Origin of the sequence: Gordonia asplenii, assembly GCF_012933505.1 — a bacterium.
In the GTDB taxonomy this organism is placed as follows: Bacteria; Actinomycetota; Actinomycetes; order Mycobacteriales; family Mycobacteriaceae; genus Gordonia; species Gordonia asplenii.
Genome location: NZ_JABBNB010000018.1, coordinates 46007 through 70801, shown reverse-complemented (window position 1 = coordinate 70801; position 24795 = coordinate 46007). Strand labels below are relative to the sequence as shown.

Annotated in this window: 24 protein-coding genes; 11 read left to right on the top strand and 13 right to left on the bottom strand. The window is 65.7% G+C overall.

The features are described from left to right. Window positions 1-24: 24 nt before the first annotated feature. The 3 genes from aroQ to HH308_RS17225 all read left to right on the top strand — a co-directional run bounded on the left by aroQ (window position 25) and on the right by HH308_RS17225 (window position 1553). On the top strand, window positions 25-492 hold the full coding sequence (aroQ, locus tag HH308_RS17235) for a type II 3-dehydroquinate dehydratase (RefSeq protein ID WP_170195467.1): 468 nt from the start codon (window positions 25-27) through the stop codon (window positions 490-492). A gap of 93 nt (window positions 493-585) precedes the next feature. Further along, window positions 586-963: a TA system antitoxin ParD family protein gene (locus HH308_RS17230; RefSeq protein ID WP_170195466.1), complete on the top strand. Its 378-nt coding sequence runs from the start codon at window positions 586-588 to the stop codon at window positions 961-963. An 8-nt stretch (window positions 964-971) separates the two neighbouring features. Then, window positions 972-1553: an ATPase gene (locus tag HH308_RS17225; RefSeq protein ID WP_170195465.1), complete on the top strand. Its 582-nt coding sequence runs from the start codon at window positions 972-974 to the stop codon at window positions 1551-1553. On the opposite strand, the gene HH308_RS17220 is transcribed toward HH308_RS17225, so the two are convergent. The 5 genes from HH308_RS17220 to HH308_RS17200 form a co-directional block, all read right to left on the bottom strand. Continuing rightward, the gene (locus HH308_RS17220) at window positions 1554-2345 is read right to left on the bottom strand and encodes an MBL fold metallo-hydrolase (protein ID WP_170195464.1); all 792 of its coding nucleotides are present in this window, start codon (window positions 2343-2345) and stop codon (window positions 1554-1556) included. After that, window positions 2342-4306, bottom strand: coding sequence for an arabinofuranosyltransferase (locus tag HH308_RS17215; protein ID WP_376767229.1), 1965 nt, complete (start codon window positions 4304-4306; stop codon window positions 2342-2344). The genes HH308_RS17220 and HH308_RS17215 overlap by 4 nt, the downstream gene beginning before the upstream one ends. 94 nt (window positions 4307-4400) lie before the next feature. Beyond that, on the bottom strand, window positions 4401-5099 hold the full coding sequence (locus HH308_RS17210) for an HIRAN domain-containing protein (RefSeq protein ID WP_170195462.1): 699 nt from the start codon (window positions 5097-5099) through the stop codon (window positions 4401-4403). Between the two features lie 135 nt (window positions 5100-5234). After that, window positions 5235-5912, bottom strand: coding sequence for a HipA domain-containing protein (locus HH308_RS17205; protein ID WP_170195461.1), 678 nt, complete (start codon window positions 5910-5912; stop codon window positions 5235-5237). 199 nt (window positions 5913-6111) lie between these two features. Continuing rightward, entirely contained in the window at window positions 6112-6831 is a 720-nt protein-coding gene (locus HH308_RS17200) for a TetR/AcrR family transcriptional regulator (protein ID WP_170195460.1), read from the bottom strand. 124 nt (window positions 6832-6955) lie between these two features. On the opposite strand from HH308_RS17200, the gene HH308_RS17195 reads away from it, so the two are divergent. The 4 genes from HH308_RS17195 to HH308_RS17180 are packed head-to-tail and all read left to right on the top strand — an operon-like array spanning window position 6956 to window position 9853. After that, window positions 6956-7708: a maleate cis-trans isomerase family protein gene (locus tag HH308_RS17195; RefSeq protein ID WP_170195459.1), complete on the top strand. Its 753-nt coding sequence runs from the start codon at window positions 6956-6958 to the stop codon at window positions 7706-7708. A 41-nt stretch (window positions 7709-7749) separates the two neighbouring features. Continuing rightward, a complete protein-coding gene (locus HH308_RS17190; protein WP_170195458.1) occupies window positions 7750-8382 on the top strand; it encodes a VOC family protein in 633 nt (210 codons plus the stop codon). After that, entirely contained in the window at window positions 8379-8627 is a 249-nt protein-coding gene (locus HH308_RS17185) for a hypothetical protein (RefSeq protein WP_170195457.1), read from the top strand. Before HH308_RS17190 ends, HH308_RS17185 begins: the two co-directional genes overlap by 4 nt. Then, window positions 8624-9853 (top strand): alpha/beta fold hydrolase, encoded by a 1230-nt coding sequence (locus HH308_RS17180; RefSeq protein ID WP_170195456.1) that lies wholly within the window; start codon window positions 8624-8626, stop codon window positions 9851-9853. The genes HH308_RS17185 and HH308_RS17180 overlap by 4 nt, the downstream gene beginning before the upstream one ends. A 578-nt stretch (window positions 9854-10431) precedes the next feature. Here the strand turns inward: HH308_RS17180 and HH308_RS17175 are convergent. From HH308_RS17175 to HH308_RS17145, 7 genes are all read right to left on the bottom strand, one after another. Then, window positions 10432-11298 carry an alpha/beta hydrolase gene (locus tag HH308_RS17175; protein ID WP_170195455.1) on the bottom strand — a complete coding sequence of 289 codons (867 nt, stop codon included), beginning with the start codon at window positions 11296-11298 and terminating at the stop codon, window positions 10432-10434. A gap of 79 nt (window positions 11299-11377) precedes the next feature. Next, window positions 11378-12868: an FAD-dependent monooxygenase gene (locus HH308_RS17170; protein ID WP_170195454.1), complete on the bottom strand. Its 1491-nt coding sequence runs from the start codon at window positions 12866-12868 to the stop codon at window positions 11378-11380. A 26-nt stretch (window positions 12869-12894) separates the two neighbouring features. Continuing rightward, window positions 12895-14589 carry a (2,3-dihydroxybenzoyl)adenylate synthase gene (locus HH308_RS17165; RefSeq protein WP_170195453.1) on the bottom strand — a complete coding sequence of 565 codons (1695 nt, stop codon included), beginning with the start codon at window positions 14587-14589 and terminating at the stop codon, window positions 12895-12897. Between the two features lie 674 nt (window positions 14590-15263). Beyond that, a complete protein-coding gene (dprE2, locus tag HH308_RS17160) occupies window positions 15264-16025 on the bottom strand; it encodes a decaprenylphospho-beta-D-erythro-pentofuranosid-2-ulose 2-reductase (RefSeq protein ID WP_170195452.1) in 762 nt (253 codons plus the stop codon). Between the two features lie 25 nt (window positions 16026-16050). After that, window positions 16051-17475 carry a decaprenylphosphoryl-beta-D-ribose oxidase gene (dprE1, locus tag HH308_RS17155; protein ID WP_170195451.1) on the bottom strand — a complete coding sequence of 475 codons (1425 nt, stop codon included), beginning with the start codon at window positions 17473-17475 and terminating at the stop codon, window positions 16051-16053. Window positions 17476-17579: 104 nt separating this feature from the next. Next, on the bottom strand, window positions 17580-18293 hold the full coding sequence (locus HH308_RS17150) for a LysR substrate-binding domain-containing protein (protein WP_170195450.1): 714 nt from the start codon (window positions 18291-18293) through the stop codon (window positions 17580-17582). Window positions 18294-18312: 19 nt separating this feature from the next. Beyond that, a complete protein-coding gene (locus tag HH308_RS17145; RefSeq protein WP_170195449.1) occupies window positions 18313-18750 on the bottom strand; it encodes a cupin domain-containing protein in 438 nt (145 codons plus the stop codon). Window positions 18751-18873: 123 nt separating this feature from the next. Between HH308_RS17145 and HH308_RS17140 the strand changes: the two genes are divergently transcribed. After that, a complete protein-coding gene (locus HH308_RS17140) occupies window positions 18874-19251 on the top strand; it encodes a DUF5997 family protein (RefSeq protein WP_170195448.1) in 378 nt (125 codons plus the stop codon). Here the strand turns inward: HH308_RS17140 and HH308_RS17135 are convergent, their stop codons facing one another. Beyond that, on the bottom strand, window positions 19252-20478 hold the full coding sequence (locus tag HH308_RS17135; protein ID WP_312870663.1) for an alpha/beta hydrolase family protein: 1227 nt from the start codon (window positions 20476-20478) through the stop codon (window positions 19252-19254). A 252-nt stretch (window positions 20479-20730) separates the two neighbouring features. On the opposite strand from HH308_RS17135, the gene HH308_RS17130 reads away from it, so the two are divergent. From HH308_RS17130 to HH308_RS17120, 3 genes are all read left to right on the top strand, one after another. Then, window positions 20731-21843, top strand: a complete 1113-nt coding sequence (locus HH308_RS17130) for an NDMA-dependent alcohol dehydrogenase (protein WP_170195447.1) — start codon at window positions 20731-20733, stop codon at window positions 21841-21843. Between the two features lie 29 nt (window positions 21844-21872). Continuing rightward, window positions 21873-23342: an aldehyde dehydrogenase family protein gene (locus tag HH308_RS17125; protein WP_170195446.1), complete on the top strand. Its 1470-nt coding sequence runs from the start codon at window positions 21873-21875 to the stop codon at window positions 23340-23342. Window positions 23343-23566: 224 nt separating this feature from the next. Continuing rightward, window positions 23567-24787, top strand: coding sequence for an acetyl-CoA C-acetyltransferase (locus tag HH308_RS17120; RefSeq protein ID WP_170195445.1), 1221 nt, complete (start codon window positions 23567-23569; stop codon window positions 24785-24787). Window positions 24788-24795 lie beyond the last annotated feature (8 nt).

The following is a 24795-nucleotide window of genomic DNA, read 5'->3' as shown; positions in this document are numbered from 1 at the left end:
GAAGGACTGTCTTAAGGTGATCGGATGACCGATAATCACGCCCGCACCGAACCCCTGCCGATCCTCCTGCTCAACGGCCCCAACCTCAACACCCTGGGCGTTCGGCAACCAGAGGTCTACGGTTCGACGACGCTGGCGCAGATCGTCGACGCCGCCGAACGTCGGGCCGCCGACGGCGGATTCGGGTTGCGCGCCGCGCAGACCAACCACGAGGGCCAGATGATCGACTGGATCCACGAAGCGCGCGGCAATGTCAGCGGGATCATCATCAACCCGGGCGGCTGGACGCACACCTCGGTCGCCCTGGCCGACGCGCTCGTGGTTCCCGAGGTGCCGATCGTCGAAGTGCACATCAGCAATGTCGCCAAACGTGAGCCGTTCCGCCACCACTCCTATGTGTCACCGATCGCCGTCGGGACCATCGCGGGGCTCGGCGTCGCGGGCTACGACTACGCGCTGCAGTTCCTGATGGAGTACGTGCGGCGCGGCTGAGCTGGGTTACTCCGACTTGGATGACACGAGAACGCACCGGGTGTAACATTTTGTATCAGCTGCAGAACAATTTGAAACCAGAGGGGTGGAAACATGGGTGCTGACCGTCTGACCAGGCTTGATGCCGACCTGATCGAGAGTGCCGCAGCAGAGGGGCGGCGGCAACATAGGTCGGCGCGGCAGCAGTTGGAGCATTGGACGCGGATTGGCCGAGAGGTGAGCTCGCAGCGCACGATTGCCCGCAGTCGCGTCGAAGCGGCGTTGGCAGGAAGGTTGCCGTTGACCTATCTGACCGATGAAGAGGGTGTCGTCTACAACGCGGAGGTGGCGAGTGCGATTGCCCACGATCTGACGCGCACCGACTACTCGACATTGCTCGCGGCTGAAGGCATCACGACCGTATCGCTGAACGACGACGGACGATTGGTCGAGTTGAAGCCGGACGGAACATCGACGATTGTGGACCGCTAGGTCCACGAGTGAAGCGACTTGATTTGGTCATCGGCCCGAACGGCGCCGGTAAGTCGACCTTCATAGCTCTCACGCTTGCTCCTCGGCGCTCGGATGCCGTATTTGTCAATGCTGATGTGATAGCCAAACAACGTTGGCCGGGTCACGAGGCGCGTTACTCGTATGACGCCGCGCAGATCGCAGACCGGACAAGGCGAGAACTACTCGCCGCCGGGCGATCGTTCATCGCTGAAACTGTCGCATCGCATCCGTCGAAGCTCGACCTCGCCGTGCAGGCGAGGAAGTTGGGGTACACCGTGGTCCTGCACGTGGTGATGGTGCCGGTTGAGCTGTCCGTCGCCCGTGTGACGCGTCGCGTGCGTGCAGGCGGTCACGATGTGCCCGAGGATAAGATTCGACACCGCCACGACCGCGTGTGGCCGATTGCGAGGCAAGCCATCGAAGTCAGCAATCATGCCTACGTCTACGACAATTCGCGTGCATCGGGCCCACAGGTAGTCGCGGTGTTCACCGACGGTGATCCGGTCGGCGTCGTGGCGTGGCCGCAGTGGACCCCGGCAGTGCTCGTCGACCGCTGGCCGCGAGAATAGCTACCGCTCCAATGCTTCTCGCGCGGCGTCGGCGACGCTCGTCCGCAGCAGCGGTCCGTGGCCGGGCAGGAGGATCTGCGCGTCGAGTGCGGTAAAGGATTGCACCGCAGTGCGATTGGCCTCGGCGTCGTGCTGGAAATGCTTGGACAGGCACTGCGGCCCGGTCAGCGGTGAGGTCATGTGGGCGCTGACGAGTGCGTCGCCGGAGACCAGGCCCACGCCGTCGGCGACGAGGTAGCCGCTGTGCCCGTCAGTGTGACCGTGGGCGGCGACGGGCACCGGTTTTCCCGGAAGATCGAGTGCGGGTGGATTCGACGATGACGGGAATCCTTGTGCCGCAGCGATTCCGTCCTTCGTCAATGCACCGAGCGGAATGATCTTCGACAGCCAGCGAATGCCGCGTACATGCCGGGTCAGTGGCACGACGTCGGCGGGTGTCGCCTGCTGGAGGTACTCGCGTCGTGCGTGGCCCACTTCGAGGTCGTCGGCGTAGACCGGAAAGTCATACTGCTCAACGAGTTTCGCGAGCCCACCGATGTGATCGACGTGCGCGTGGGTCAGCAGCGCGCCGACGACGGCCTCGGGGCGCCCGCCGATCTCCCGAATCGAGTCGACGACGTCGCGTGCCTGACCGGGGTAGCCGCCGTCGATCAGCGCCAGGTCGGATCCATGCTGCAAGATGATCCAGTTCGACACCTCGGTTGATACGAAATGAGTTGTTCCGGAGTCGGATTGGATGCTCGCAATGGTGTATCGGGGCGAGCGGAGCGACGAGAGGCGGGCGCTGCTCATTTGTGTTCCTTTCGGACGACGAGGACGAACGGCCCCACCTCGGTCACCTGGAACCGGGGATCGGCGAACGCGGGCTTGTGGTAGGTGACGGTGTAGCGGCGGACATTGGGATCGTTGGGGTAGACGTCCTGGGCCAGCTTCAGCGTGTACCCGTCGGCGCTGTAGCGGAACAGGAATACGGTCGGCGGCGCCCACTGCGCGGCGTCGAGTGCGGCGACCATCTCCCCGGGTGTGGTGAGCTTCGACCAGCGCTCAATTGTCTTGGCGCGCTTGTCGAATTCGGCGAGTGGATTCGCGTAGTGCGACGTCAAACCCTGGAATCCCCAGTACGGGTAGACGGAGAGGAAGCCGTAGTCGGCGGTGAGAACGATCGTCTGGTCGGCCGGTTTCCCGGTCTGGTCGTGGATCAGCGTGCGGATCTGCGGGAAGTACGATTCGGCGCCGGCCGGCTTCTTGTCGGCGCGGACGCCCGTGCCGTCGGTGTCGGTGTAGGCGGTGGTGATGTCGGAGCTGAGCATGCCGGGGACCGACTGCGCCATCGCGATCGCGACGAGCACGCCGAGGGCGCCGACCGCCAAGCGCACGTCGCCGAGCTTGCCGACCACCACACGGGCCACCTCGGCGACACCGAAAATGCCTGCGGCGGAAAGGATTGCGATGATGACCGGGCCGAGCCGGAAGGACAGCAGCGTGGTGCCGACGGCAGTCAGCAGCAGCGAAAGCGCGGTCACCGCGTAGACGCCGACGATCGCCGCGGCGAAGGCCAGGGCGATGGTGCGGGTCCGGAAACGCAGTAGCACCCAGATCAGGCCGATGAGGGTCAGCAGCCCGACGAGGGAGAAGTCGAACATCGGCACCGGGAACAGCGCGCCGGCCTCGGGAAGATAGTGTTCGGCGGTGCCCCCGCTCGCGGGTTTGCTCGACACTCGCGCGGAAAGGTAAGGCGCCCAGGCCAATAGCGCGACAAGGCCGGCGATCGCACCCATCACGACCAACCGCCCGACGACCCCGAGAGCCATCGCCCGACGCTGCGCGGTCACCTCGGCGTCGGGCAGAGCCTTGTTCGACGCGGCCAGCCATCCCACGACGAGGAACCACAGCGTCAGCAGGATCGCGATGCCGGCGAGCAATCCGGTGAAGAGCGTGTAGAAGGTCGCCGACAGTCCGATGAACAGACCCGACGCCACGACGGCCGGCCACGAACTGGCACGGAAAGCGGCGACGGGCCCGGCGTCGAATCTGGGTCCCCGCAACGCGTTGACGAACACGACGAGCATTGGGACGCCGAGCAGGATCAGCACGGCGCCATAGGGCTCCGGGGCGGTGTACATCAGCGTTACGACGGTCACGGCGAGTGACACGGCGACACCGCGGTCGGTGCCGATCATCCGGTTCCACAGGACGGTGGCCAATGCGGCGGCCACCGCGATGGAGATGATGGCCCACGGTTTGAACGCCTCCCAGCCGGGCAGGCCGTCGAACGCGGCGAACCGCCCGCCGAGCCAGAACCAGCCGGCGGGATAGTACGGCGGCAGTCCGTGGTAGGTCATGTCCGCGAGGTGAGGCGAATCGGTGAGTCGGGTGAGGTACTCGGTGCGGAACTGCTGGTCGACCGACAGACCGCCGAGGTAGAGCTTGGTCGCACCGAGCGGCATGCCGAGTGTGATGGTCACCAGCCCGGCCATGCCCGAGGCCGAGATGATCTGCTGTGCCGTGGCCCAGCGTCGAACGCGGTAGGCGATCACCGCGACGACCAAGACCGCGACGGCAACGGCCTGACCGACCGTAGTCAACGCCCGGGTGACATTCGACGAGTTGAACGCCGGCCAGCCGACCTTGTCGATGATCAGCAGTCCGGCCCAGGCGACCACCAGTCCTACCACCACGGCGGTCACGAGTCCCCCGACGTCGACGAGCCGGGAACGGGTGGACACCGAAGCGGGATTCTGCGTTGCCGTCACCGGGTCGAGGTTAGTCGGTGGGGTGGGGACGCTGTCAGTCCGCGTCGGGAGCCCTGGCCGCGGCACGCGCGGCGAGGGCATCTGCGGTCAGGTTTCAGTGCGCTTCGGCTTCAACCCGACACAGCAATCGCATGTGCGGATGCTCGTCGGGGCTGACGCGTTCGGCGTAGATCTCGAATGATTCGGAGCGGGCGCGCAGTGCGGTCAGATCCTCGAGCAGCCAGTCTGGCACGTAGCCCAGCGCTTCGTCTGAGACGGCACACACGAGCAGGGCACGCCGGTTGACGGGGTTTTCCCGCTCCGCTCGCAGCTCTAGCCGGTCGCCGGGGTGAACACGCTTGAGCGCATCGTCCGATCCTGCGATGTGACGTATGCCGGAGGCGAGGAACCGGGTGACTATAAGTCCGTCGTCATTACTGGTGAAGTCGTCAACGAGGTGGAAAGTGTCGGTGAAACGCGGGCCGCCGGTTCGAGCCAACAACTCCATTGGAGTTTCCAGATCCGGGGAGTCGACGCCGATCGCGTTCAGGTAGTCGGGATATGACGGTCGCCGGTTGTTCATCAGCCTGTTGACAAAGAACGCGGGGAGACCTCGGGAGACGTAGACGCGGTCGAGATCAGGAAACTGAACCAAGGGGTGAAATCCGTCACCGTGGGCACCGTCGGTGTACTCGTAGACATAGCGTCCATCCACAAGCTCGCTGAGCACGCCGACCCTCACGAACTTGCGGGTGTCAGGATTCTGCCAGATCAGGAAAAGTCGACGACTGGCCACAGCATCGTCGCCGCGCAAGTCTCGAGCGACTGATGCGTCATGCACTGAGGGCATCTAGAATCCTTTCCTGATTGAGTTCGAGTAGCTTGACCCTGAATGTACGTCCGGTGTCTGACATCAGCGAATCGGGAATCTCGGCGAAGATGCTTGATGTCAGTCGCACGGTAACCGCATCCAACGATCGAGCGCGTCGGGATCCGACGACAGAAGAGCCGCCTTCGCCTCGGATTCCTGGAAGCCCAGGGCGTTTCCGTGATCGTAGGACGGTGCCAGACTGAGCCTTCCGCGGTCGTCGATCACTGCCCAGTTCTCATGATGGCGGTCACGGCCAGCCACCCAGGCGTCCAGCAGAACGTATCCGGCCCACGCATCAAATCCGTTCTCGATCGCGGGGTCGCACTCTGCGGGCGCGCTGACTCCATCCAGAGCCGCGCCGACAGCTTCGACGGTGTAGCCCGGATTCTGCCGCTGTGCGGCAGAGTCGTAGTTGGGGTCCACTTGCGCGATCAACTCATTGCCGTGGATGAGTTGTTCGCGCGCACGCCATACCGAACGTGAGACGATTCCTCGGCGGCCCTCACAGCTGGCCGGCCGCACAACGGCCGTGGGGACTCCGATGAGGTTTGCCAGCTCGTGGACCACCCACTCTGCCCAGTCCTCGCCGCGCACATTTGTTCCATCTGGATCGCATCGCGAGAATTTGAACAGGTACTCGTGCCCATCGGGTCCAGGGAGCCAGAACTTTTCCTTACCGCCCAGTGGCTCCAGATCGATGTCAACATCGGGGGTCAGCCAGTCATCGATTGTGATTGATTCCCAACGGGGTGGCATTCGCTTAACTCCGTACGCGTGGGTGAGCGTTCAGCGGAACGTTTTCTGATTGGTTCGAAGCCGCTCGTATCAGAGTGGGGTCGATCGTGACCATTCCGCGGTGCCCTCCTGGCGGTCAATGCTTGTCCGCAACATGTCAGCGAACCCTGACGCGAACAGGTATCTGAGGGTACCGGGAGGTGCGGCGGCGCGGGGCCGGTCAGGTCGGCGGTTGCGGCAAGTCGGCCAGCAGATGATCCAACCGCGCGACGTCCTCGCGCAGCAGTGCGAGGGCTCCCGGGATGGCTCCGGCCCCGGCGTCGACGCTGCGGCTGCTGAGTACTCCGCCCAGCGCGATGTCGGCCAGCTCGGCGGCGATCTGCGCCGGACTGTCGCTGTCCTGACCGGGCCGGGGGTACCAGAAGGCCACCCAGTTGGCGACACCGATGAGCGCGAACGCGGTGTGCGCGGTGTCGACCGGGCGGCAACTTCCCTCGGTCTTGGCCTGATCGATGATGCTGCTCATCGCGAGCAGCGTCTCACGGCGGGCCGCGCGGTGCTGTTTGGCCAGCGTCTCGGGAAATGAATCTTCGCTGGTCAGAAGCAGTCGGAAGCGTTTGGGGTGTTCGGCGACGCGCTGGGCCATCGACTTCACCGCGGTGTGCAGACGGTCGGCGGCCGATTCGTCGGTGCGTTCGGCGAGCGCGCGCAGTGACTCGGCGGTCTCCAGGGTGAAGCCGCGGACGAGTTGTTCGAGCAGGTCGTCCTTGCCGTTGATGTAGTGGTAGATGCCCGTTCTGGTGAGCCCGACGGCGTCGGCCAGCTCTTGTAGCGAGGTGCCGGCGACGCCCTGTCGGGCGAACAGGGTCTCGGCGGCGTCGAGCAGTTGCTCGAGGACGAGGTCGTGCCTGCCTGCGCTTCGGATCGTCGGTTTCGCCATGCGATTGAGCGTATGCGTCTCGGCGGTGCACGGGTCGCGCGGTGTGGTGATCTCGGCAACCCCTTGACAATTCGACGTATCCGTCAGAATATCGTCATATACGTCTAACGAACTGGAGTGGTTAATGACGATCAATCGCATCGGACTCATCGTCCCGAGCTCGAACGTGACGGTGGAGACCGAGCTGCCGCGAATCCTGGCCGGCGTCGAGGGCGTCGAATTCTCCTTCCACTCGAGCCGGATGCGGATGCACGCGGTCACCCCGGAGGAGCTCGCGGCGATGAACGCGCAACGCGAACGGTGCGTCGTCGAGGTCGCCGACGCCGGGGTCGATGCCGTGCTCTATGCCTGCCTGGTCGCCATCATGGCCACCGGACTCGGCGAGCATCGCCTCGTCGAAGATGCTGTTGCGGAACAGCTTTCGGCCGACGGATCTTCAGCGGCGGCGCTGTCCAGCGCGGGCGGACTGGTGAGGGCGCTGCGTGACTCCGGTGTGCGACGCGTTGCGCTGGTCATGCCGTATATGCGCCCGCTCGCCCAGCAGGTCGTCGCCTACATCGAGAACGAAGGCTTCGAGGTGGTCGACTGGCGGGCGCTGGAAGTCGCCGACAACGCCGAAGTCGGCTGCATTCCGTCGCAACGGGTGTTCGACGCCGCGCGCAGCCTCGACCTGAGCCGAGCCGACGCGCTGGTGCTGTCGTGCTGCGTGCAGATGCCGTCGTTGTCGATCGTCGAAGAAGCCGAACGGGAACTTGGTCTGCCCGTCCTGTCCGCCGCCACCGCGGGGGCGTATTCGATCCTGCGCAGCCTGAACCTCCCTGTCAACATCCCCGGTGCTGGCTCGCTGCTGCGCGCCGACGCCGTCCTCGCCCAGTAGTTCCATCCGCCACGAATTCCACCCACGAATCGGAGACTCCCATGACGAAACCAGAACATCGAGTCCAAGGCGTCGACCACGCCGCGTTCCCCACCTTCGACCCGGCCGCAACCGTCCGCTTCTATCGGGATGTGCTGCGATTCCCCGTCGTTCACTCGATCTGCGCCGCGGGCTGGGGCCCGGACAACCATCCCGACTTCATCCACTTCTTCTTCGACATCGGCGGGGGAGACCGCATCGCCTTCTTCTACTACTTCGGGCTAGAGCCGATCGGCGACGCCGAGTTGCCCGGCGACTCCTGGGCGCGACTCCCCGCGGGAGCCCCGGAGTACTTCGTCCGTTCGCGCCACCTCGCGATCCACGTCGCCGACGAGGAGGACCTGCTGGAGTACCGGCGCCGCCTCGACGATTCCAACTGGCCGGTCGAGATGCAGGTGATGCACGAGACCATTGAGTCGATCTACACCCACGACCCCAACGGCTACATGGTGGAGATCACGCGCGCCCTGCGACCGGTCACCCCGCAGGAAGACCTCGACGCCGAGCTGACCATCGAAGCATTGTGCGATGTGGCACAGGGAGATTCACCGTCGATGGACAAGCTGCTCACCCGCAAGGCGGAACTGATCGTCGAGAAGGCAGCCGACTGGGTTCCGGCCGGAGCCGCACAATGAGCGCCCGGATGTACGTCCTCGACGTCCCGGAGAACGAGGGTGTGGTCCGCGTCGCGTCGGATGCCGCAGACGTCGTCGTCGATCGGGTCGGCCCGTATTTCCGGGTGAGCGCCGTCGACGATCTCGTGATCGACCGTCGGGCCACCGGTGCGCGTCACGCGGTCTGGTACAGCGCCATTGCGGGGCTTGAGGATTCGCGGATCGTGCAGCACGACAAGGACGCGCTGCGAGTGGTCGCCCGATGACGGTCGGCGAGCGGTTGGGTGCGGGGCGCTATCTCGCCGCCGCATCCATCCCCGACGACACGGTCACCACGACGCACGAGATCACCACGCGCGACGGTGCGACCGTGTCCGGGATTCTAAGGGTCCGTCCGGGTGCGGTCGTCGTGTGCGTGTTGATGCACCCGCGGCAGGATTTCTCGCATCACGTGCTGGTGCCCGAACTGCTCGAACAGGGTTACGCGGTGTGGACGCAGAGCACCCGTACCGGGCTCAACGACATGACTCTCCTGCATGAGCAGGCGCTGCTCGACGTCGCCGCCGGACACGCGTTCCTGTGGGACATGGGCTTCGAAGACGTTGTCTCGGTAGGACATTCGGGTGGTGGAGCGCTTGCCGCCTACTACATCGAGCAGGCGTCACTCGCTCCCGCCGAGCGTTTCGCGACGACGCCGGGTGGCAAGGCGGTGCCACTGCGCGACGCCGACATGCCGGTGCCGTCGGGGCTGATGCTGATGGCGCCGCATCCCGGGCAGGGAGTCCTGTTGGGGCGCATGATCGATCCGTCCGTCGCGAACGAGCTCGACCCGATGTCGGCGGTGCCGGGACTCGACATGTACAACCCGGACAACGGTTTTCGTGCCGCGCCCGAGCCGTCGTCGTACTCGCCGGAGTTCGTCGCCGACTATCGTGCGGCGCAACGTCGGCGCGTGGAGCGCATCGACGCCGTGGCACGAGAGGCGATTGCCGACGCGAACGCCGCTCGACGCCGCTTCAAGGAGTCCGGCGCAGCGCGGGACCGTCGAATGTCGTTGGCCAGCGGAGTGATCACGGTACATCGCACCGACGCCGATCTGCGCAGTGTGGACCTCTCGCTCGACCCCAACGATCGGCCCTACGGCTCGCTCTTCGGATATCGCCCCGATCTGACGAACTACGGGGTGGTCGGATTCGGACGAGTCACGACGCCCGAAGCATGGTTGTCGACGTGGTCGTCGATTTCCAGTAGGGCGAGCCTATTGCGTTGTGCTCCTGCGATTTCCATCCCTTGTCTGTTGGTGGAACTCACCGGCGATCAGGCGTGCTTCCCGGCCGACGCGCAGCAGATGGTCGAAGCGTTCGGGTCCGATCGTGTCACGCATGTGCGGGTACCCGGCAAACACTTCGGCGGTGCGCTGGTGGAAGGCGAGCCGACCGGTGCGACGCTAGCCGGGCTGGAAATGGGAAAGTGGTTGGGGGAGTTGGGCTAAAGGAAGTCGGAGCGGTCGGCCGGTCGTCGTGACCGGCCGGCCATTTGCGTTCGGCGCGAGGTGCGTGCGCTGCATCGACGTCGAGTCGGTGCATCTTGCGCTGCCGGGTCCCGAACCCGTCGATTGCGCGAGCGCGGGGAGTCGAAGTAAGCGAAGCTCGCCGCGCCTCCTCTCGCTGGTTGAGCCGGGCCCGTCGCGCCGCCCGCTGGTTGAGCCGTGAGGAGCGTTAGCGACGAGCGTGTCGAAACCATGGTGAGACGAGTGATCAACTGTCGCTGAGCGTTTGGTGCGCTGGCATCGTCGGGTTGCGTGGTTTCGACACGGGCCTTCGCTAGCGCTTCGGCCCGGCTCAACCGGCGGAGTGGATGGCCTTCGCTAATGGTGAGACCCGGCTCAACCGGCGGAGGGGATGGCCTTCGCTAGCGCTTCGGCCCGGCTCAACCAGCGGAGTGGGCCTACCGTCGGTGAGTCCAGGCTCAACTAGGCTCAACCAGCGGGAGGGTCCAGTCGGCGAATCCAGGCTGGGGTGCCAACGACGTTGAGGCGGCCGGAGAACCGGCCGCCTCATGTCGCGTGGGTTACACCCGCGACAGGCAATCTTCTGCAAAGGCCAACTGGTGCAAGGCATATGCACGTGCCCGGCGATGCAGCTCGATCGAGTGTCCGGCACCGGTGAACAGGTCGATGTCTACGCTGGCCGCGGCGGTGAAGTGACCGGCGAGGGCGGTGCGGGCGGCGTCGTCGGACTGCCAGATCCGGTCCTGTTCGGCCAGTGTCAGACTGACCGGTGCGCTGATCGCGGCGCCGACCTGGGGCAGCTGTTCCGACCAGGCCACGACGTCGACCAGTTCCGGCATCGGCAGCGGGCGGAGCAGTTCCGCGTCGACGGTGACGGACCCGGCGTCGAAGGTGTTCTCCTCGCCGAACATCACCTGCGCGTGGCCCTCGGCCGGTAGTGAGACGGCGGGTGCGTCGCCGATGAGCGACGACCACATCTCCCGCAACCCGGGCTGCCACAGCTCGCCCAGCCCGCTGACCTCGACCCCCGCGGGTGGCGTGGACATGGCTCCGGCCGTCCGCAAGGCCATCATTCCGCCGATGGAATGGCCGATCAGGACAACGGGACCGCCGTAGCGGGCAACCAACTCATCCACTGCCGCAACGAGAACCGCGGTCTGGCCCGCGAACGACTTGTGTGCATCGTCGACGTCGGTCGCAGCGCCGTAGCCGGGCCGGTCGACGGCGACCACCGTGTAATCGAGCCGCGGGCCGAGGGCCAGCAGAGAATCGGGCCCGACGTCGTAGTAGCCGGAATCGTATGTGCCACCGTGCATCGCGACGATCAGGCCGCGTGACGGTCCGGCGGGTTCGGCGGCTCGTCCGCTCAGGCTGACACCCGCGGCATCGACGGTGATCGGGGTGGCGGCGGCAGTGGTGGTGGTCATGGTTCTCCTAAGGTGAAGGTGGGCAGTGATTTTCGGTTGCGGGACGGTTCGCTTGCAGGACCTTGACTTACGGTTGCTCTCAGGCTTCGAATATGACGGCGTCGGTACGACCGGTCGCGATGGCAGCGGCGGCTTGGCTACGGAAACTGTTGGGCAGCACCACGATCGAACGTGCGTGACCAGTGAGCCGCAGACGCTCGGCGAAGTCGATGCGCGCCCCGACGGAGGTGGTGTCGTCGGGGCCGCTGACCTCGACGACACCGCCGCTGGGAATCGACGCAACGGCGTCGTCGGCGGCGGCGCCCCACACGTCCGGTTCGGTCCAGGTCAGTCGGTAGGTGACCTGTTCGGGCGTGAACGTCGCCGCACGCGAGAGAATCCAGTCATCGAGTTCGCTTGGCTCCGTGGGTGGTTCGGCTCCGAGGCTGCGCAGTGCGGTAGCGGCGGTGGTCGGTTCGTGCGCCGCGAAATCGGCGACGGTGAGATTGCCGGCACGTGTCATGTACGACATCGCGATCAGTTCGGCCGGTTGTGCATGGCGCAATCGGTAACTCTCCCACCACCGCTGACTGCGCCCGGCGAGAAGCTTGAACCGGTCGACCGAGGGGCGTCGAGCAGCTTCATACGCGGCGAACGCATCGGCGACGTCAGCGTGCCCGGCGAGGCCGTCGGCCAGGGCGATCGCGTCCTCGAGGGCCAGCTTGGTGCCCGACCCCAACGTGTAGTGGGCGGTGTGCGCGGCGTCGCCGAGCAGAACGACGTTTCCGGTCGACCAGCGATCGAGACCGATTGTCGAAAAGCGTGCCCAGCGACTGCGATTGGCGAGCAGCGGACGCTGTTTGAGGTCGTCGGAGAAGACCTCGCTGAGCAGATCGAGGCTGGCGGTGTCGGACTCGCCGACTGGAGTGGCGGCGTCGAAGGCGGCCAGTCCGGCGGTCTCGAAGGTCTCGTCGTCGGCTTCGAGGAGGAAGGTGCTGCGGTCCTCGGTGTACGGGTAGGCGTGGGTGACGAACAGCGCGTCGCCGCGGGTACGGGCGGCGAAGAAGGCGGAGTCGACGGCGAAATCGATGCCGCACCACATGTATCGGCCGCGACCGAGGGTCTCGCGGACGCCGAGCTGATCGGCGAAGCGCGCGCGGGTGGCGCTGCGCACGCCGTCGGCGGCGACGATCACGTCGGCGTCGAGGTCGTCGACGCCGATCCGCGTTCCGTATTCGATGCGTACGCCGGCGTCGAGTGCGAGGGCATTGAGTTCGACCAGTAGCTCGGCACGGCCGATCGCGAGATTACGTGCGCCGTGCAGCACGATGTCGCCGGCGTCGTCGCGCAGCTTCAGATCGTGTCCGGCCCGGCTGACGTTCCGAATACGTTCTGCGGCAGCGGGATCGGCCCGGTCGATGTTCGACATCGTCGACTCGGTGAGCCCGACGCCGAACCCGAAGGTCGCGGTGTCCTGACCGTTGCGCTCGTAGACGGTGACGTCGGCGTCGGGTTGGTTGAGTTTGATCAGCCGCGCGGCGAAGAGTCCGGCAGGCCCGCCGCCGATGATCGCGATGGTTCGATGTGTCATGAGTTGTGCTCTTTCTACGATGGCGGTCAGGCGCCGGCGGGCTGGGTGAGTAGACCGGCGATGTCGTCGCGGAGGTCCTTACGGGAGATCTTGCCGACGTTGGAAAGCGGCAGTGCGGTGCGTATTTCGACGCGTTCGGGGAACTTGTACTTCGCCAGCCCGAGCCCGCCGAGATGCGCCGCGAGGGTGGGTACGGTGAGCGGCGGCTGCGCGTCGTGCATCACGATGTACGCGCAAACCTTCTCTCCCAGAACGGGATCGGGCATCGCGACGACGGCGGCGTTCTCGACTCCGGGGTGTTCGAGGATCAGTTCCTCGACCTCCTCGGCGTGGATCTTCTCCACGCCGCGGTTGATGACGTCTTTGATGCGGCCGTCGATCGAGTAGTAGGTCTCACCGTCGATGAGGTGGGCTCGCGCGAGATCGCCGGTGCGGTAGAAGCCGTCTGCGGTGAAGGCGGAGATATTGTGTTGGGGCGCGCGGTAATAGCCGCGGATCGTGTACGGACCGCGAGCCCACAGTTCGCCGAGCTCGCCGGGGGCGACGTCGTCGAGGGTGGCCGGATTGACGATGCGTACTTCGTCGAGCGGCGAGATCGGGTGGCCGACGGTGTTGAAGTCGACGCGCTCGTCGGCGTCGGGCGGTGTCACCAGGAACATGCCCTCGGCCATGCCGAACATCTGGCGGACCTGGATGCCGAGGTCGTCGCGCAGTTGCCGGGCCACCTCGACGGCGAGTTTCTGACCGCCGACGATGAACTGTTCGATGCAGGTGAGATCTGTTGTGGCAGAACGGGGGTTCTCCAGGAGTCGGATCGCCACGGCGGGCGGGACCAGCGGTAGGACAGTGGGCCGCTCGGCCGCGATGAGGTCGAGCATGAGATCGGTGTCGGCGCTTTCGGCGAGTACCGTCGTCGCGCCGGAGAACAGCGCGGGCTGCAGGGCCAGCGCGATCCCGGCATTGTGCATCAGCGGGAGCGGGTAGAGGATCGTGGTGGTCGGCGACCAACCCAGGACCTGCGCCCAACGCTGTGAATTGTAGACGTACTCCTCGTGTAGCCGGGGCGCGACCTTTGGCAATCCCGTTGTGCCACCAGACAATTGGAACACCGCGACGTCGGTGAGGGTGGGGGCCGGCGCCGACGACGCAGCGTTGTCGGCGGCGCCGGAGTTCATGATCTGCGTGTAGGACTGCGCGCCCGCGAAGGCGTCACCGCGGGCGACGATGACGGTGTCGACGATGCCCTCGTCGCTGAGTGCCTGGGCGACGCCGAGAAGGCGTCCGTCGCGGAAGTCGGCCTGGGTGATGAGTCCGCGGGCGCCGACGTGCTTGGCCAGCAGGCCGACTTCGCGAGCGCCGTGCTGAGCGAGCGTGCAGACCGGGACGAGCCCCGCGGTCAGCCCGCCGAGGTAGGCGACGACCGTCTCGGCGACGTTGCCCATCTGGAACATGACGCGGTCGCCGGGGCGCAGCGTCGTCGACGCGCTGATTCCGCGGGCGAACACCTGCACCTCACGGTGCAATTCGGCGTACGTCCAGCAGACGTCGGCGGTGACGAGTGCTCGGCGATCGGCATGTTCGACAAAGACGTCGGCCAATTCGTCGGGCAGGGAGCGTCCGCGCCAGCATCCAGCAGATCGGTATCGCGCGACGTCGCCGGCCGGGTAGGGCACAAGTGCGTCGTCGATGGGGGAGAGCGTGTGAGCCGTATCACCTGACATACATGTGAAATTAGTGACTAGACCGTCAAAAGTCAATGGGTGCCGTCAAGAAGTACGACGGAATGCGTCGTTGAGCGGCGAAAGCTGCGAGTCGGGTTGTCCTGTGAGTGCGGCCGTGGCGCGGTCCAGACGCGCGCGTCGACACTTCGGTCTGGATCCGCCGATGGTAGGCCCAGTCCGCTGGTTGAGCAGGTCCGAGGCGCTAGTAGAGTGTCGCACTTAAAGAGTTGTATGACCGTTGCGTTCCTCTGCCGGTTGAGCTAGCGGAGCGAGTCGAAACCCGCCGGCTCGGCAACGACGAAACCCGCAGCGTCACAGTGGTTTCGACTCGGACCTCGGCTAGCGCCTCGGACCGGCTCAACCAGCGGAATAGGTCCACTATCGCTGGGTTCAGGCTCAACCAGCGGAAGGGCCTACCATCGGTGAATTCAGGTTCGGTAGCCGGGTGGGCAGAACGATTCGTTGATACGACTGGTGCGCAAGAGACGCGAGTCCATCCCAACCGCGCCCAGGCGCGAGCGGCAATTGGAATGCTGCGGCGGAGTTGGAACTCCGCCGGGTGGGCGCGCAGTCGAGCGTGCGGTGTAATCCAGAGTTGCGACTACCCCACAGATGAAACGGGGTCCACGACAATTATTGTCGTGGACCCCGCCTGAGTTGTAGGCAAGCGCGAGCTACACCGGAAGCTTGCGGAACACCGGGCGCGGGATGTGGCGCAGCACCATCATGATGTAGCGGAACGGGCCGGGGACCCAGACGATCTCTTTGCCCTTGGCGGCCGCGGCGACGGCCAGCTGCGCGACGACCTCCTTCTCCACGGTGAGGGGGGCTTCTTTGACATGCGCCGACAGCCGGGTGCGGACCTGGCCGGGACGGACGACGAGCACCCGAGAACCGAAGGGGCGCAATGCTTCTCCGAGTCCGAGATAGAAGCCGTCGAGGCCCGCTTTGGTGGAGCCGTAGACGAAGTTGCTGCGGCGGACGCGCTCACCGGCGACCGAGCTCATCGCGATGATCTGTCCGTGCGCCTGTGCGCGGAACTTCTCCCCGAGCAGCACGCCGACCGACACGGCGGCCGTGTAGTTGATCTTCGCTTCGAGGACGGCGAGTTTCTGGTCCTGCCAGGCCTGCTCGTCGTCGCCCTGGATGCCGAAGGCGACGATGGCGACGTCGATGTCGCCGCCGGCGAACGCCTTGTCGATGACTGCGGCGTGCGACTCGGTGTCGAGTGCGTCGAAGTCGATCTGCTCGACGCTGGTGGCGCCGGCCGATTTCATCTTCTCGACGGCGGCGTCGGCGGCCGGATCACCGGGTACGGTGGCCAGCACCACGCGCGAGGCGCCCTGCGACAGGTATTCGGCCGTGATGGCCAGGCCGATCTCGGAGCTGCCACCGAGAACGAGGACGGATTGGGGAACGCCGACGGCGTTGATCATTCGTGGAGGTCCTTTGCGTAGAGGGTTAGTTCAGTTCGAGGCGGCGGCCCATGTCGGACATGAACACGCCGGTCGGGTCGATGCCGCGACGCGTGGCGATCCACGAATCGATCTGCGGGTACATCGCGTGGAAACTCGCCGCCGACGTCCGGGAATCCTTCGCGGTGTACAGACGTCCACCCATCGCCATCACCCGGGCGTCGAGCTCGTTGAGGAACTGAGCCAGACCGGCCTTGATCGGGAAGTCGAGGCAGACGTTCCAACCCTTGAACGGGAAGCTCAGCGGCGCCTGGTTGCCGTCGCCGAACAGCTTGATCACGTTGAGGAAGCTCACGTGCCCGGAGGCCTGAATGTCCTCGATGAGGCGGGTGAACTCGTCCTCGTTGCCGGTCGGCACGATGAACTGGTACTGCGCGAAGCCGCCGCCCCGCCCGTAGGCGTTGTTCCAGTCGCCGAACACGTCGAGCATGTGGTAGAACTGCGCGAGATTTTTGACCTTGCCCTCGCTGGGCGGTCCGATCCGGTAGTACGCCTCGCCGACCAGCGAGAAGCTCAGCTTGTTGGCCAAGCCACGCGGGAAGACGTCGGGGAAGGTGATCAACGGCCTGTTGTTGAAGCTCAGCGGATCCTTGCGGTACTTCTCCGGCAGCTCGTCGAGCGTCGCCAGGTTGCCGCGCGAGAAGGTGCCACGGCCGAGCTTCGGCGGGGCGCTGATGGTGTCGAACCAGCCCGAGGCGTACTCGTAGCCGTCCTCGAAACCGTCCGACAAGTGCAGGTCGAGGGTCTCCTGCAGACTCGCGGTCTGCGCGGTGTCGGCGATGAAATACGCGCTCTCGGTGCGCTTCATCTGGATCTTGGCGCGCAGGATGATGCCGGTCAGCCCGATGCCGGCGACGGTCGCCCAGAAGAGTTCGCCCGTCGGGTCGTCGGCGCTGCCGCCCGGGGTGAGGGTCAGGATTCGACCGTCGGCGACCAGCAGCGTGAGCTCGGTGACGTGATTGCCGAAGCTGCCCTGGCTGTGATGGTTCTTGCCGTGGATGTCGTGGGCGATGGCGCCGCCGATGGTGACCTGGCGGGTGCCCGGGAGCACCGGTACCCACAGTCCGAACGGCAAGGCGGTCTGCATGAGCTGGTCGAGGCTCACCCCGGCGTCGACGTCGACGATGCCGGTCTCGCCGTCGATGTTGTGGATGCGATTGATCCGCGTCATGTCGACGGTGAGGCCGCCGCTGTTCTGGGCGGACTCGTTGTATGAGCGGCCCAGACCGCGCGCGATGATGCCGCGCTGCAGGTAGGTGGGCTTGTCGGCGTTGTCGTCGGCGACCTGTGCGACGGCCTTGGCGATGACCTCGACGTCGTTGGTGTCCAGCACGTGGCCGTCGATGGGCGTGGTGCGGGACCATCCGACTAGGCGGCGGGTCTCGATCGGAAGTGACTCAGTGGTAGACATCGGGCTTGAGAATACCCGCGGACACCTGAGAGTCGGGTGTGCTCGGCGACGATGTGACCACGATGACGTAACATTCGGCCCGCTCGTTGCGCTGCCGGTATCGCTCACCGGTGTCGAGGTCGGCCCCGTTTCGACGATTTCGGAGTCTTGCCGGCCGCTTCCCGGGCCGCCCGCTTGGCCAGCATCTTCTCCTTGGCGGAGCGTTTCGGGGCCGGTGCGGACTGCCCCCGCGAGGAGTTCGCTCGACGCCCCCGCACGACCCCGATGAACTCCTCGACCGCAGGCGACGACTCGGCCCATACCAGCGCGACGGGCGTCGTCGGGGCCCGCCTGACAGGTCGAAACGTGATGTCGCGCCGATGGTGCAGCCGGGCCAGCGACATCGGGACCAGGAGCACACCCACCCCCGCGGCGACGAGTTCGATGGCGTCGGAGACCGTCGGCGGCCGGTGCTCGACGACGGCGCCTGGGCGATCATCCCAGGTCAGCGGGTCGTCGAGGGGGATGAGCAGGGGTTCGTCGGCGAGATCGATGACCGACACCTCGGTAGCCGCGGTGAACAGATGATCCTTGCCGACGACGGCGACCGTCGTCTCGTCGTACAGGGAGATGGAGTTGGGTGTCGACGCCGGGGGTTCGCGGACCAGCGCGGCGTGGGCGACGCCGTCGGACAGTTGCGCGATGGCGTGGGCGGTGTTGTCGCAGGGGAGGAGCTCCAGCGGCTCGGGTCGACGTTGCGCGAAGGTCCGCACCCACTTCGCGGGGGTCACGCCGGGGACGATGGCGAGCCGGAACGTCGAAGCCGCGGGCGTAGTCACGCCACGACCGTAGCGCTTCTCAGTCGCCGCTAGTCGATCCGCTCGCCGGCAGTCGGCCGTACTCGTCGTCGGTGACGGGCTCGAGCCATTCGTTTCGCACGTCGCCGCCCGGCGTGATGAACGCGACGTGGGAGAACCAGGAGTCGGCCTTGGCGCCGTGCCAGTGCTTGGTGCCGGCCGGGACCCGAATCGCCGTGCCCGGCTCCAAGCTGACCGGCTCGTCACCGTCGGCCTGGTACCAGCCGCTACCGGCCGTGCACAGCAGGATCTGGTCACCACCGCCGTCGGCGCCGTGATGAATGTGCCAGTTGTTGCGGCAGCCCGGCTCGAAGGTGACGTTGTTGACGGGCACAGTCCCGTCGGTCAACGGAGCCAGGTAACTCTGCCCGATGAAGTACTGCCCGAAGGCCTCGTTCTTCTCGCCGGTGGGAAAGATCTGGTCGAATGTGTCGGTCATTGCGCTCCTTGATTGTGGCGTGGTCCGCTCGCACCAACGTTAGGTCCGCGCCTCGGATGCAGGGAGTCACAACCAGTACCTCCCATCAGCGCGAGTCGTCGGCGGGACCGATACCCTGGTCGAATGAGTACACAGCCCTCCGCGCAGGCGATGAAACCGCTCACGGCAGCCCGAAAGTTGGACGTGTACCTACCCGCGACGCCCGTGGAGTTTCAGCAGAACGCGATCACCCGCGACGAACTCGCCGCATTGCAGTCCGACCCGCCGCAGTGGCTGCAGGAGCTTCGTCGAACTGGTCCGCACCCGAAGAATCTGGTCGCGGCGAAGCTTGGAATCTCGGTAACAGCTTTGGCGCGCAACGGAATCGACGAAGCGCTGACCACCGAGCAGATCAAGGTAATGCTGGCCGAGATGCCCGAGTGGCTGTCCGCGGAACGGGCGACGGCCAAGCGCGTGCGCGAAGAGGATCGCAAGCGCGCGGCCGCCGCCGACAAGGAATAGTCACCGCAGGATTCGCGCCAGGAACGGCGTCGAATCCGCCATCGATGCGTATACCGTGCCCGAGTGGTCCTGACTCGGGTAAACGTGCAGTTCGACGGGCTGGTTGTCGGCCTTCATCTGTGCGTACAACGAGAGCGCCGACGGTGCGGGAACGTCGATGTCGCGCAGTCCCTGGCCGAGGAAGATCGGCCGGTCGTAGCCGCTGTACGGGGTCCCCATGTAGTCGGCGAGCGCCTGCCGTGCGCCGGGGATCGCGGTGATCGGCTTGGCGAAGAGCGAGGTGAGCCGCTTGCCGTCCATCAGGTCACTCATCTCCGGGTAGCAGAGGTGGCGAGCCTGCTCGACGATCTGCCGGCCGTAGGGGGTCAGCACCTGCTCGGGGTGCAGGTCGGGCCGGGCGTCGATGAACCCGGCCAGGATGTAGGCGGCATAGGTGTTGAGCCCGGCGGGTAGTTTCACCGGCGGGAACGTCGGGCCGCCGAGGGCGATGATCTGTTCGATGTTGGCCGGTGTTCCGGTCGCGACGACGCCGCGATAGTCCAGCCCGCTTCCACGTGAGAGTTCGTTCGCGTACCGCGCCCCGTTGAGAGCTGCGCCCGCACCCTGCGACTGCCCGACGATGGCCCACCGATTCGCCAGCGGAAGGCCCAGCTGATGGACGGCGTTCACCGAGTCGACGATGGAGTGCGCCTCCGACCGACCGTTGAGATAGCTCATCAGGCCGGGTGTGCCGAGCCCGACGTAGTCGGTGCCCACCACCGCGTAGCCCTGCCGCAACCAGTGTGAGAGATAGTCGGAGTCGCGCTGCGAGCGCGGCTGCGCCGACGGCGTGCAGTCGTCGCCCAGCCCGACGGTCCCGTGCGCCCAGGCGATCACCGGCCAGCCGCCCGCCGGCGCAGTTCCCTTGGGCAAGAACACAACTGCGGTGCTCGTCGCCATCTGACCGTGCTGATTCGGCGTCGAATACTGCATGCGGTAGGAGCGGCCCGCGGCCGGCACCGACAGTCGTGCGTCGAGCGGCACGTGGTTGATGAGCGTCCCGGCCTTCGCGGGTACGGGGCCGTCGTAGTTGCGGACGTCCATCCCCGACCACGACGGCGCGCCGGTCGGCGGCAGCTTCTCGGCGTTTGCGACAGCAGTCGTCAGTGCGACGGCCACGGCGGCACCGAGTGTCACCACGCCGATCGCGCCGAGCCGGAAGATGTTTCGGGAACGGAAAGGACTCACGGAAGGTGAGCTTAGCCCTGCGGCCGGACGGTCAGAGATCGTTGTGGTGATCGGACGGTGGGCGACTGCCGGGGTCTTGACTCGCGTCGGCGGAGTTCGCTACTGTGCGAGCTAGATCACCCAAGCAAATTTTTGGTTAAGTGGTCGACCATCACTCTACGGCGAGGGCTGACGGATGTTCGGCGTCGTCGGTTGGGGCTTGATCCCACCCTCGCGAATCTCGCTACTCGATAACTGGGAGACGTCACCGATATGAAGGCACGCGCGGCAATCTTGTGGGAACGCAACACCGAATGGAGCGTCGAAGACATCGACCTCGACGATCCGAAAGATCACGAGGTCCTGGTGAAGGTGGTGGCGAGCGGGTTATGCCATTCCGACGACCACGCCGTCACCGGTGACCTGCCGATCAGCATTCCCATCATCGGCGGTCACGAGGGCGCAGGTGTCGTCGAGGCCGTCGGGCCCGGTGTCGTCGGCGTAGCGCCGGGCGATCACGTCGTGATGTCGTTCATTCCGTCCTGCGGCAAATGTCGATGGTGTGCCACCGGGCATTCGAATCTGTGCGACCTCGGTGCGCACATGCTGGGCGGCACACAGCTCGACGGCACCGCCCGGGCGCACGCCCGCGGAACCGACGTGGGTTCCCTCGCGATGTTGGGCACCTTCGCGAATTACACTGTGGTGCCGGAGAATTCGGTGATCAAGATCGACTCCGACATCCCATTGGACCGCGCATGTCTGGTGGGTTGTGGCGTTACGACGGGATGGGGCTCGGCGGTCAACACCGGAGAGATCGAGCCGGGCGACACCGTCGTCGTCGTAGGAATCGGCGGAATCGGCGGCAGTGCGGTGCAAGGTGCGCGCATGGCGGGCGCACGAAACATCGTCGCGGTCGATCTCGAACCCAGCAAGGAAGAACTCGCAAAGCGAATCGGCGCTACCCACTTCGTCGGCAGCGTCGACGAGGTGAACACGCTTGTCGGCGAACTCACGCTCGGGGTCATGGCCGACGTCGCGATTCTGACCGTCGGAGTCGTCGACGGCGACATGCTGCAGCCGATGGTCGGTCTGGCGCGCAAGGCGGGAAAGGTAGTCGTGACCGGTGTCGCTCCGGCGACTCAGATCGATGCCAAAGTGAGTCTTTTCGAAGTGACCATGTGGCAGAAGCAGATTCGTGGCTCGCTCTTCGGTGAAGCCAATCCGCGTTCGGACATTCCGCGGCTGCTTGCGCTCTACAAGTCCGGCCAACTCCTACTCGACGAGATGGTCACGCGTGAGTATCCCCTCGACCAGATCAACGACGGATACGCAGACATGAAATCCGGCCGCAACCTTCGCGGCGTGATCATCCACGAACACTGACCGGCACCACATCGAGGAAGACACCCCAAATGACATCAGCGATCCAGACGGCACCAGCCGAACACGCGACAACTCTGCCCGACGCCATGCACATCGACGGGGCGGCCGTCGTCGGAACGAGCGGACATAGCTTCACCCACATCAATCCGGCCAACGGCCAGGCGCAAGTCGAATTTCAGCTGGCGGGGCCGGCCGAGGTGACTGCCGCCGTCGAGTCGAGTGCGCGGGCCCAACAGCAATGGCGACTCGAGAGCCCGACTCACCGTCGGGAGAAGCTGCAAGCGCTGGCCCGGGCGCTGCGCGAGAACATCGAATGCTTCGCCGAACTCGCAGCACTCGAGATCGGCACGCCGCTCAACATCACTCGGTGGGCGGCCGATGCGTCAGTCGGCTGGCTGGACTACTACGCCGGATGGACCGACAAAGTCACCGGGGACACCATCCCCGTGCCGCGCGAGGAAGGAATCAACTTCACACTGCGCGAACCGGTGGGCGTGGTGGCCAAGATTCTGACCTGGAACCTGCCGATCGCCAGCATCGCGATGGCGGTGGCTCCCGCGTTGGCCGCGGGTTGTTCAGTGATTCTCAAACCGGCGGAGCAGGCGGGCTTCCAAGCGGTTCGATTCGCCCAATTGTGTGATGAAGTCGGCCTGCCCGCAGGCCTGGTGAATACGATCCTGGGCGATCACATCGCCGGCGACGCCCTCGTCCGCCATCCCGGTGTCGCCAAGGTCAGCTTCACCGGCGGTGGTGTCACGGCACGCAAACTCCAGCAAGCCGCATCGGAGAATCTCACCCCGCTGGTGCTGGAGTTGGGCGGCAAGTCGGCGAACATCATCTTCGCCGACGCCGACCTGGAGGCGGCCACGTCGTGGTCGACGATCGTTACCACGCTCAGCGGTCAGGGATGTTCGCTACCAAGTCGGATTCTTGCTGAACGATCGGTCTACGACGACGTGGTCGCCCGGGTCGCCGCTGCGCTGGAGCAGGTGACGGTCGGCGATCCGTACGCCGCCGACACCATGATGGGTCCGGTCTTCACCCAGGGCGCATTCGACCGAATCCTCGGCGTGATCGACGAGAGCGTCGGTACCGGAGGTGCTACCTGTGTGACCGGAGGTGCCGCACTCGACCGACCCGGATTCTTCATTGCGCCGACGTTGCTGCGCGACGTCGACCCCGCATCTGCGGTAGCGCAGGAGGAGATCTTCGGTCCCGTCGTCTGTGTCATCCCCTTCGACGATGACGACGACGCCGTACGAATCGCGAACAGCACGCCATACGGTCTCGCCGCCTACGTTCATACGGCAGACCTGAGCCGGGCGATGCGGTTGTGCCGAGACCTCCAGGCGGGCGGCATCGGAGTCAACGGGAAACTGGTCGGTCTGGACCCGACCGTGCCGTTCGGTGGCATCGGCGCCAGCGGCTATGGGCGCGAAGGCGGCCGAGAAGGTCTCGACGAGTTTCTGACCGTCAAGAACGTCGCGATCAAGTTCTAGGGCGTGCGCGACGGCGAGGACACCTGCGACTGCCCGCCGAGTGTCCTCGTTCGTTCTCGACTCGGATGACCGAGGCCGAGTCCGGTAAGCGCGAGTGGATTATTCTCAAATAGCTTTGGCGACAATGGTTTTCGTGTCTGTCTGGTCCGTCGCTAACGTCAACTCAAGCAAAAATTTGGTTCAACGCGACACGGATGCCCGTGTCGCCGCTGGAAGGATCTCTGATGCCAGAAGCAGTAATCGTCGCCGCAACGCGATCTCCGATCGGGCGTGCGGTCAAGGGGTCGCTGACCGACGTCCGTCCCGACGACCTTGCCGCGGCGGTGATTCGGGCGGCTCTGGACAAGGTGCCCGAACTCGATCCCTCGACTGTCGACGACCTCCACCTGGGTTGTGCGGAGCCCCACGACGAGCACGGCCGCAACATGGCTCGACGAGTCTCGATTCTGCTCGGGCTCGACGATGTGCCCGCCACCACGGTCATCCGGGCGTGTGCGTCGTCGGTGCAGACCGCGCGGATGGCGTTCCACGCGATCAAGGCGGGTGAGGGAGATGTCTTCATCTCCGCCGGGGTGGAATGCGTGTCGCGGTATCACGGCGGCTGGCTGGGAGTCGCCGATCCCGCTGCGGACAATGCGCTGTTCGACTCGGCGAAGGAACGGACCCGACAACTCGCGCAGAGCAACGGGGAGTGGACGAATCCGCGAACCGTCGGAGACTTGCCGGACGCGTATGTCGCGATGGGACAGACGGCGGAGAACGTCGCAAACCTGTCGAAGGTGAGTCGCGAGGATCAAGACGCGTTCGCGGTGCGCAGCCAGAACCTCGCCGAGGCGGCGCTCGCACGGGGGTTCTTCGACTCCGAGATCACGCCGATCACCACGACCGGCGGTACGGTCATCACCGCCGATGACAGCCCGCGGGCGGGCGTGACCCACGACGCCGTGGCCGGCCTGAAGCCGGCGTTTCGTGTCGGCGGCACGGTCACCGCGGGCAACAGCTGCCCACTCAGCGACGGCGCGGCCGCCACCGTCATCATGAGCGACACGCGAGCGCGTGAACTCGGCATAACGCCGCTGGCGCGCATCGTCGCGACGGGAGTGTCGGGTCTCTCCCCGGAGATCATGGGATTGGGGCCGGTCGAGGCCACCCGCCGGGCGCTGTCCCGAGCGAGGCTCACTGTCGACGACATCGACCTGTACGAGATCAACGAGGCGTTCGCCGCGCAGGTCATCGCGTCGTACCGGGAGATCGGCCTCGATCCGGAGCGGCTCAACGTGCACGGCGGAGCCATCGCGCTGGGGCATCCGTTCGGGTCGACGGGCGCCCGCATCATGGGAACGCTCATCAACGGGCTCGCCACCACCGACAAGCAATTCGGGTTGGAAACCATGTGTGTCGGTGGCGGACAGGGCATGGCGCTGATCATCGAGCGCCTGTCTTAAGGGACATC

Excerpts from the sequence above, each read along its gene's own strand:
- aroQ (WP_170195467.1), top strand. The coding sequence starts at position 25 with ATGACCGATAATCACGCCCGCACCGAACCCCTGCCGATCCTCCTGCTC.
- HH308_RS17230 (WP_170195466.1), top strand. The coding sequence starts at position 586 with ATGGGTGCTGACCGTCTGACCAGGCTTGATGCCGACCTGATCGAGAGT.
- HH308_RS17220 (WP_170195464.1), bottom strand. The coding sequence starts at position 2,345 with ATGAGCAGCGCCCGCCTCTCGTCGCTCCGCTCGCCCCGATACACCATT.
- HH308_RS17205 (WP_170195461.1), bottom strand. The coding sequence starts at position 5,912 with ATGCCACCCCGTTGGGAATCAATCACAATCGATGACTGGCTGACCCCC.
- HH308_RS17200 (WP_170195460.1), bottom strand. The coding sequence starts at position 6,831 with ATGGCGAAACCGACGATCCGAAGCGCAGGCAGGCACGACCTCGTCCTC.
- HH308_RS17195 (WP_170195459.1), top strand. The coding sequence starts at position 6,956 with ATGACGATCAATCGCATCGGACTCATCGTCCCGAGCTCGAACGTGACG.
- HH308_RS17190 (WP_170195458.1), top strand. The coding sequence starts at position 7,750 with ATGACGAAACCAGAACATCGAGTCCAAGGCGTCGACCACGCCGCGTTC.
- HH308_RS17185 (WP_170195457.1), top strand. The coding sequence starts at position 8,379 with ATGAGCGCCCGGATGTACGTCCTCGACGTCCCGGAGAACGAGGGTGTG.
- HH308_RS17180 (WP_170195456.1), top strand. The coding sequence starts at position 8,624 with ATGACGGTCGGCGAGCGGTTGGGTGCGGGGCGCTATCTCGCCGCCGCA.
- HH308_RS17175 (WP_170195455.1), bottom strand. The coding sequence starts at position 11,298 with ATGACCACCACCACTGCCGCCGCCACCCCGATCACCGTCGATGCCGCG.
- HH308_RS17170 (WP_170195454.1), bottom strand. The coding sequence starts at position 12,868 with ATGACACATCGAACCATCGCGATCATCGGCGGCGGGCCTGCCGGACTC.
- HH308_RS17165 (WP_170195453.1), bottom strand. The coding sequence starts at position 14,589 with ATGTCAGGTGATACGGCTCACACGCTCTCCCCCATCGACGACGCACTT.
- dprE2 (WP_170195452.1), bottom strand. The coding sequence starts at position 16,025 with ATGATCAACGCCGTCGGCGTTCCCCAATCCGTCCTCGTTCTCGGTGGC.
- dprE1 (WP_170195451.1), bottom strand. The coding sequence starts at position 17,475 with ATGTCTACCACTGAGTCACTTCCGATCGAGACCCGCCGCCTAGTCGGA.
- HH308_RS17145 (WP_170195449.1), bottom strand. The coding sequence starts at position 18,750 with ATGACCGACACATTCGACCAGATCTTTCCCACCGGCGAGAAGAACGAG.
- HH308_RS17140 (WP_170195448.1), top strand. The coding sequence starts at position 18,874 with ATGAGTACACAGCCCTCCGCGCAGGCGATGAAACCGCTCACGGCAGCC.
- HH308_RS17130 (WP_170195447.1), top strand. The coding sequence starts at position 20,731 with ATGAAGGCACGCGCGGCAATCTTGTGGGAACGCAACACCGAATGGAGC.
- HH308_RS17125 (WP_170195446.1), top strand. The coding sequence starts at position 21,873 with ATGACATCAGCGATCCAGACGGCACCAGCCGAACACGCGACAACTCTG.
- HH308_RS17120 (WP_170195445.1), top strand. The coding sequence starts at position 23,567 with ATGCCAGAAGCAGTAATCGTCGCCGCAACGCGATCTCCGATCGGGCGT.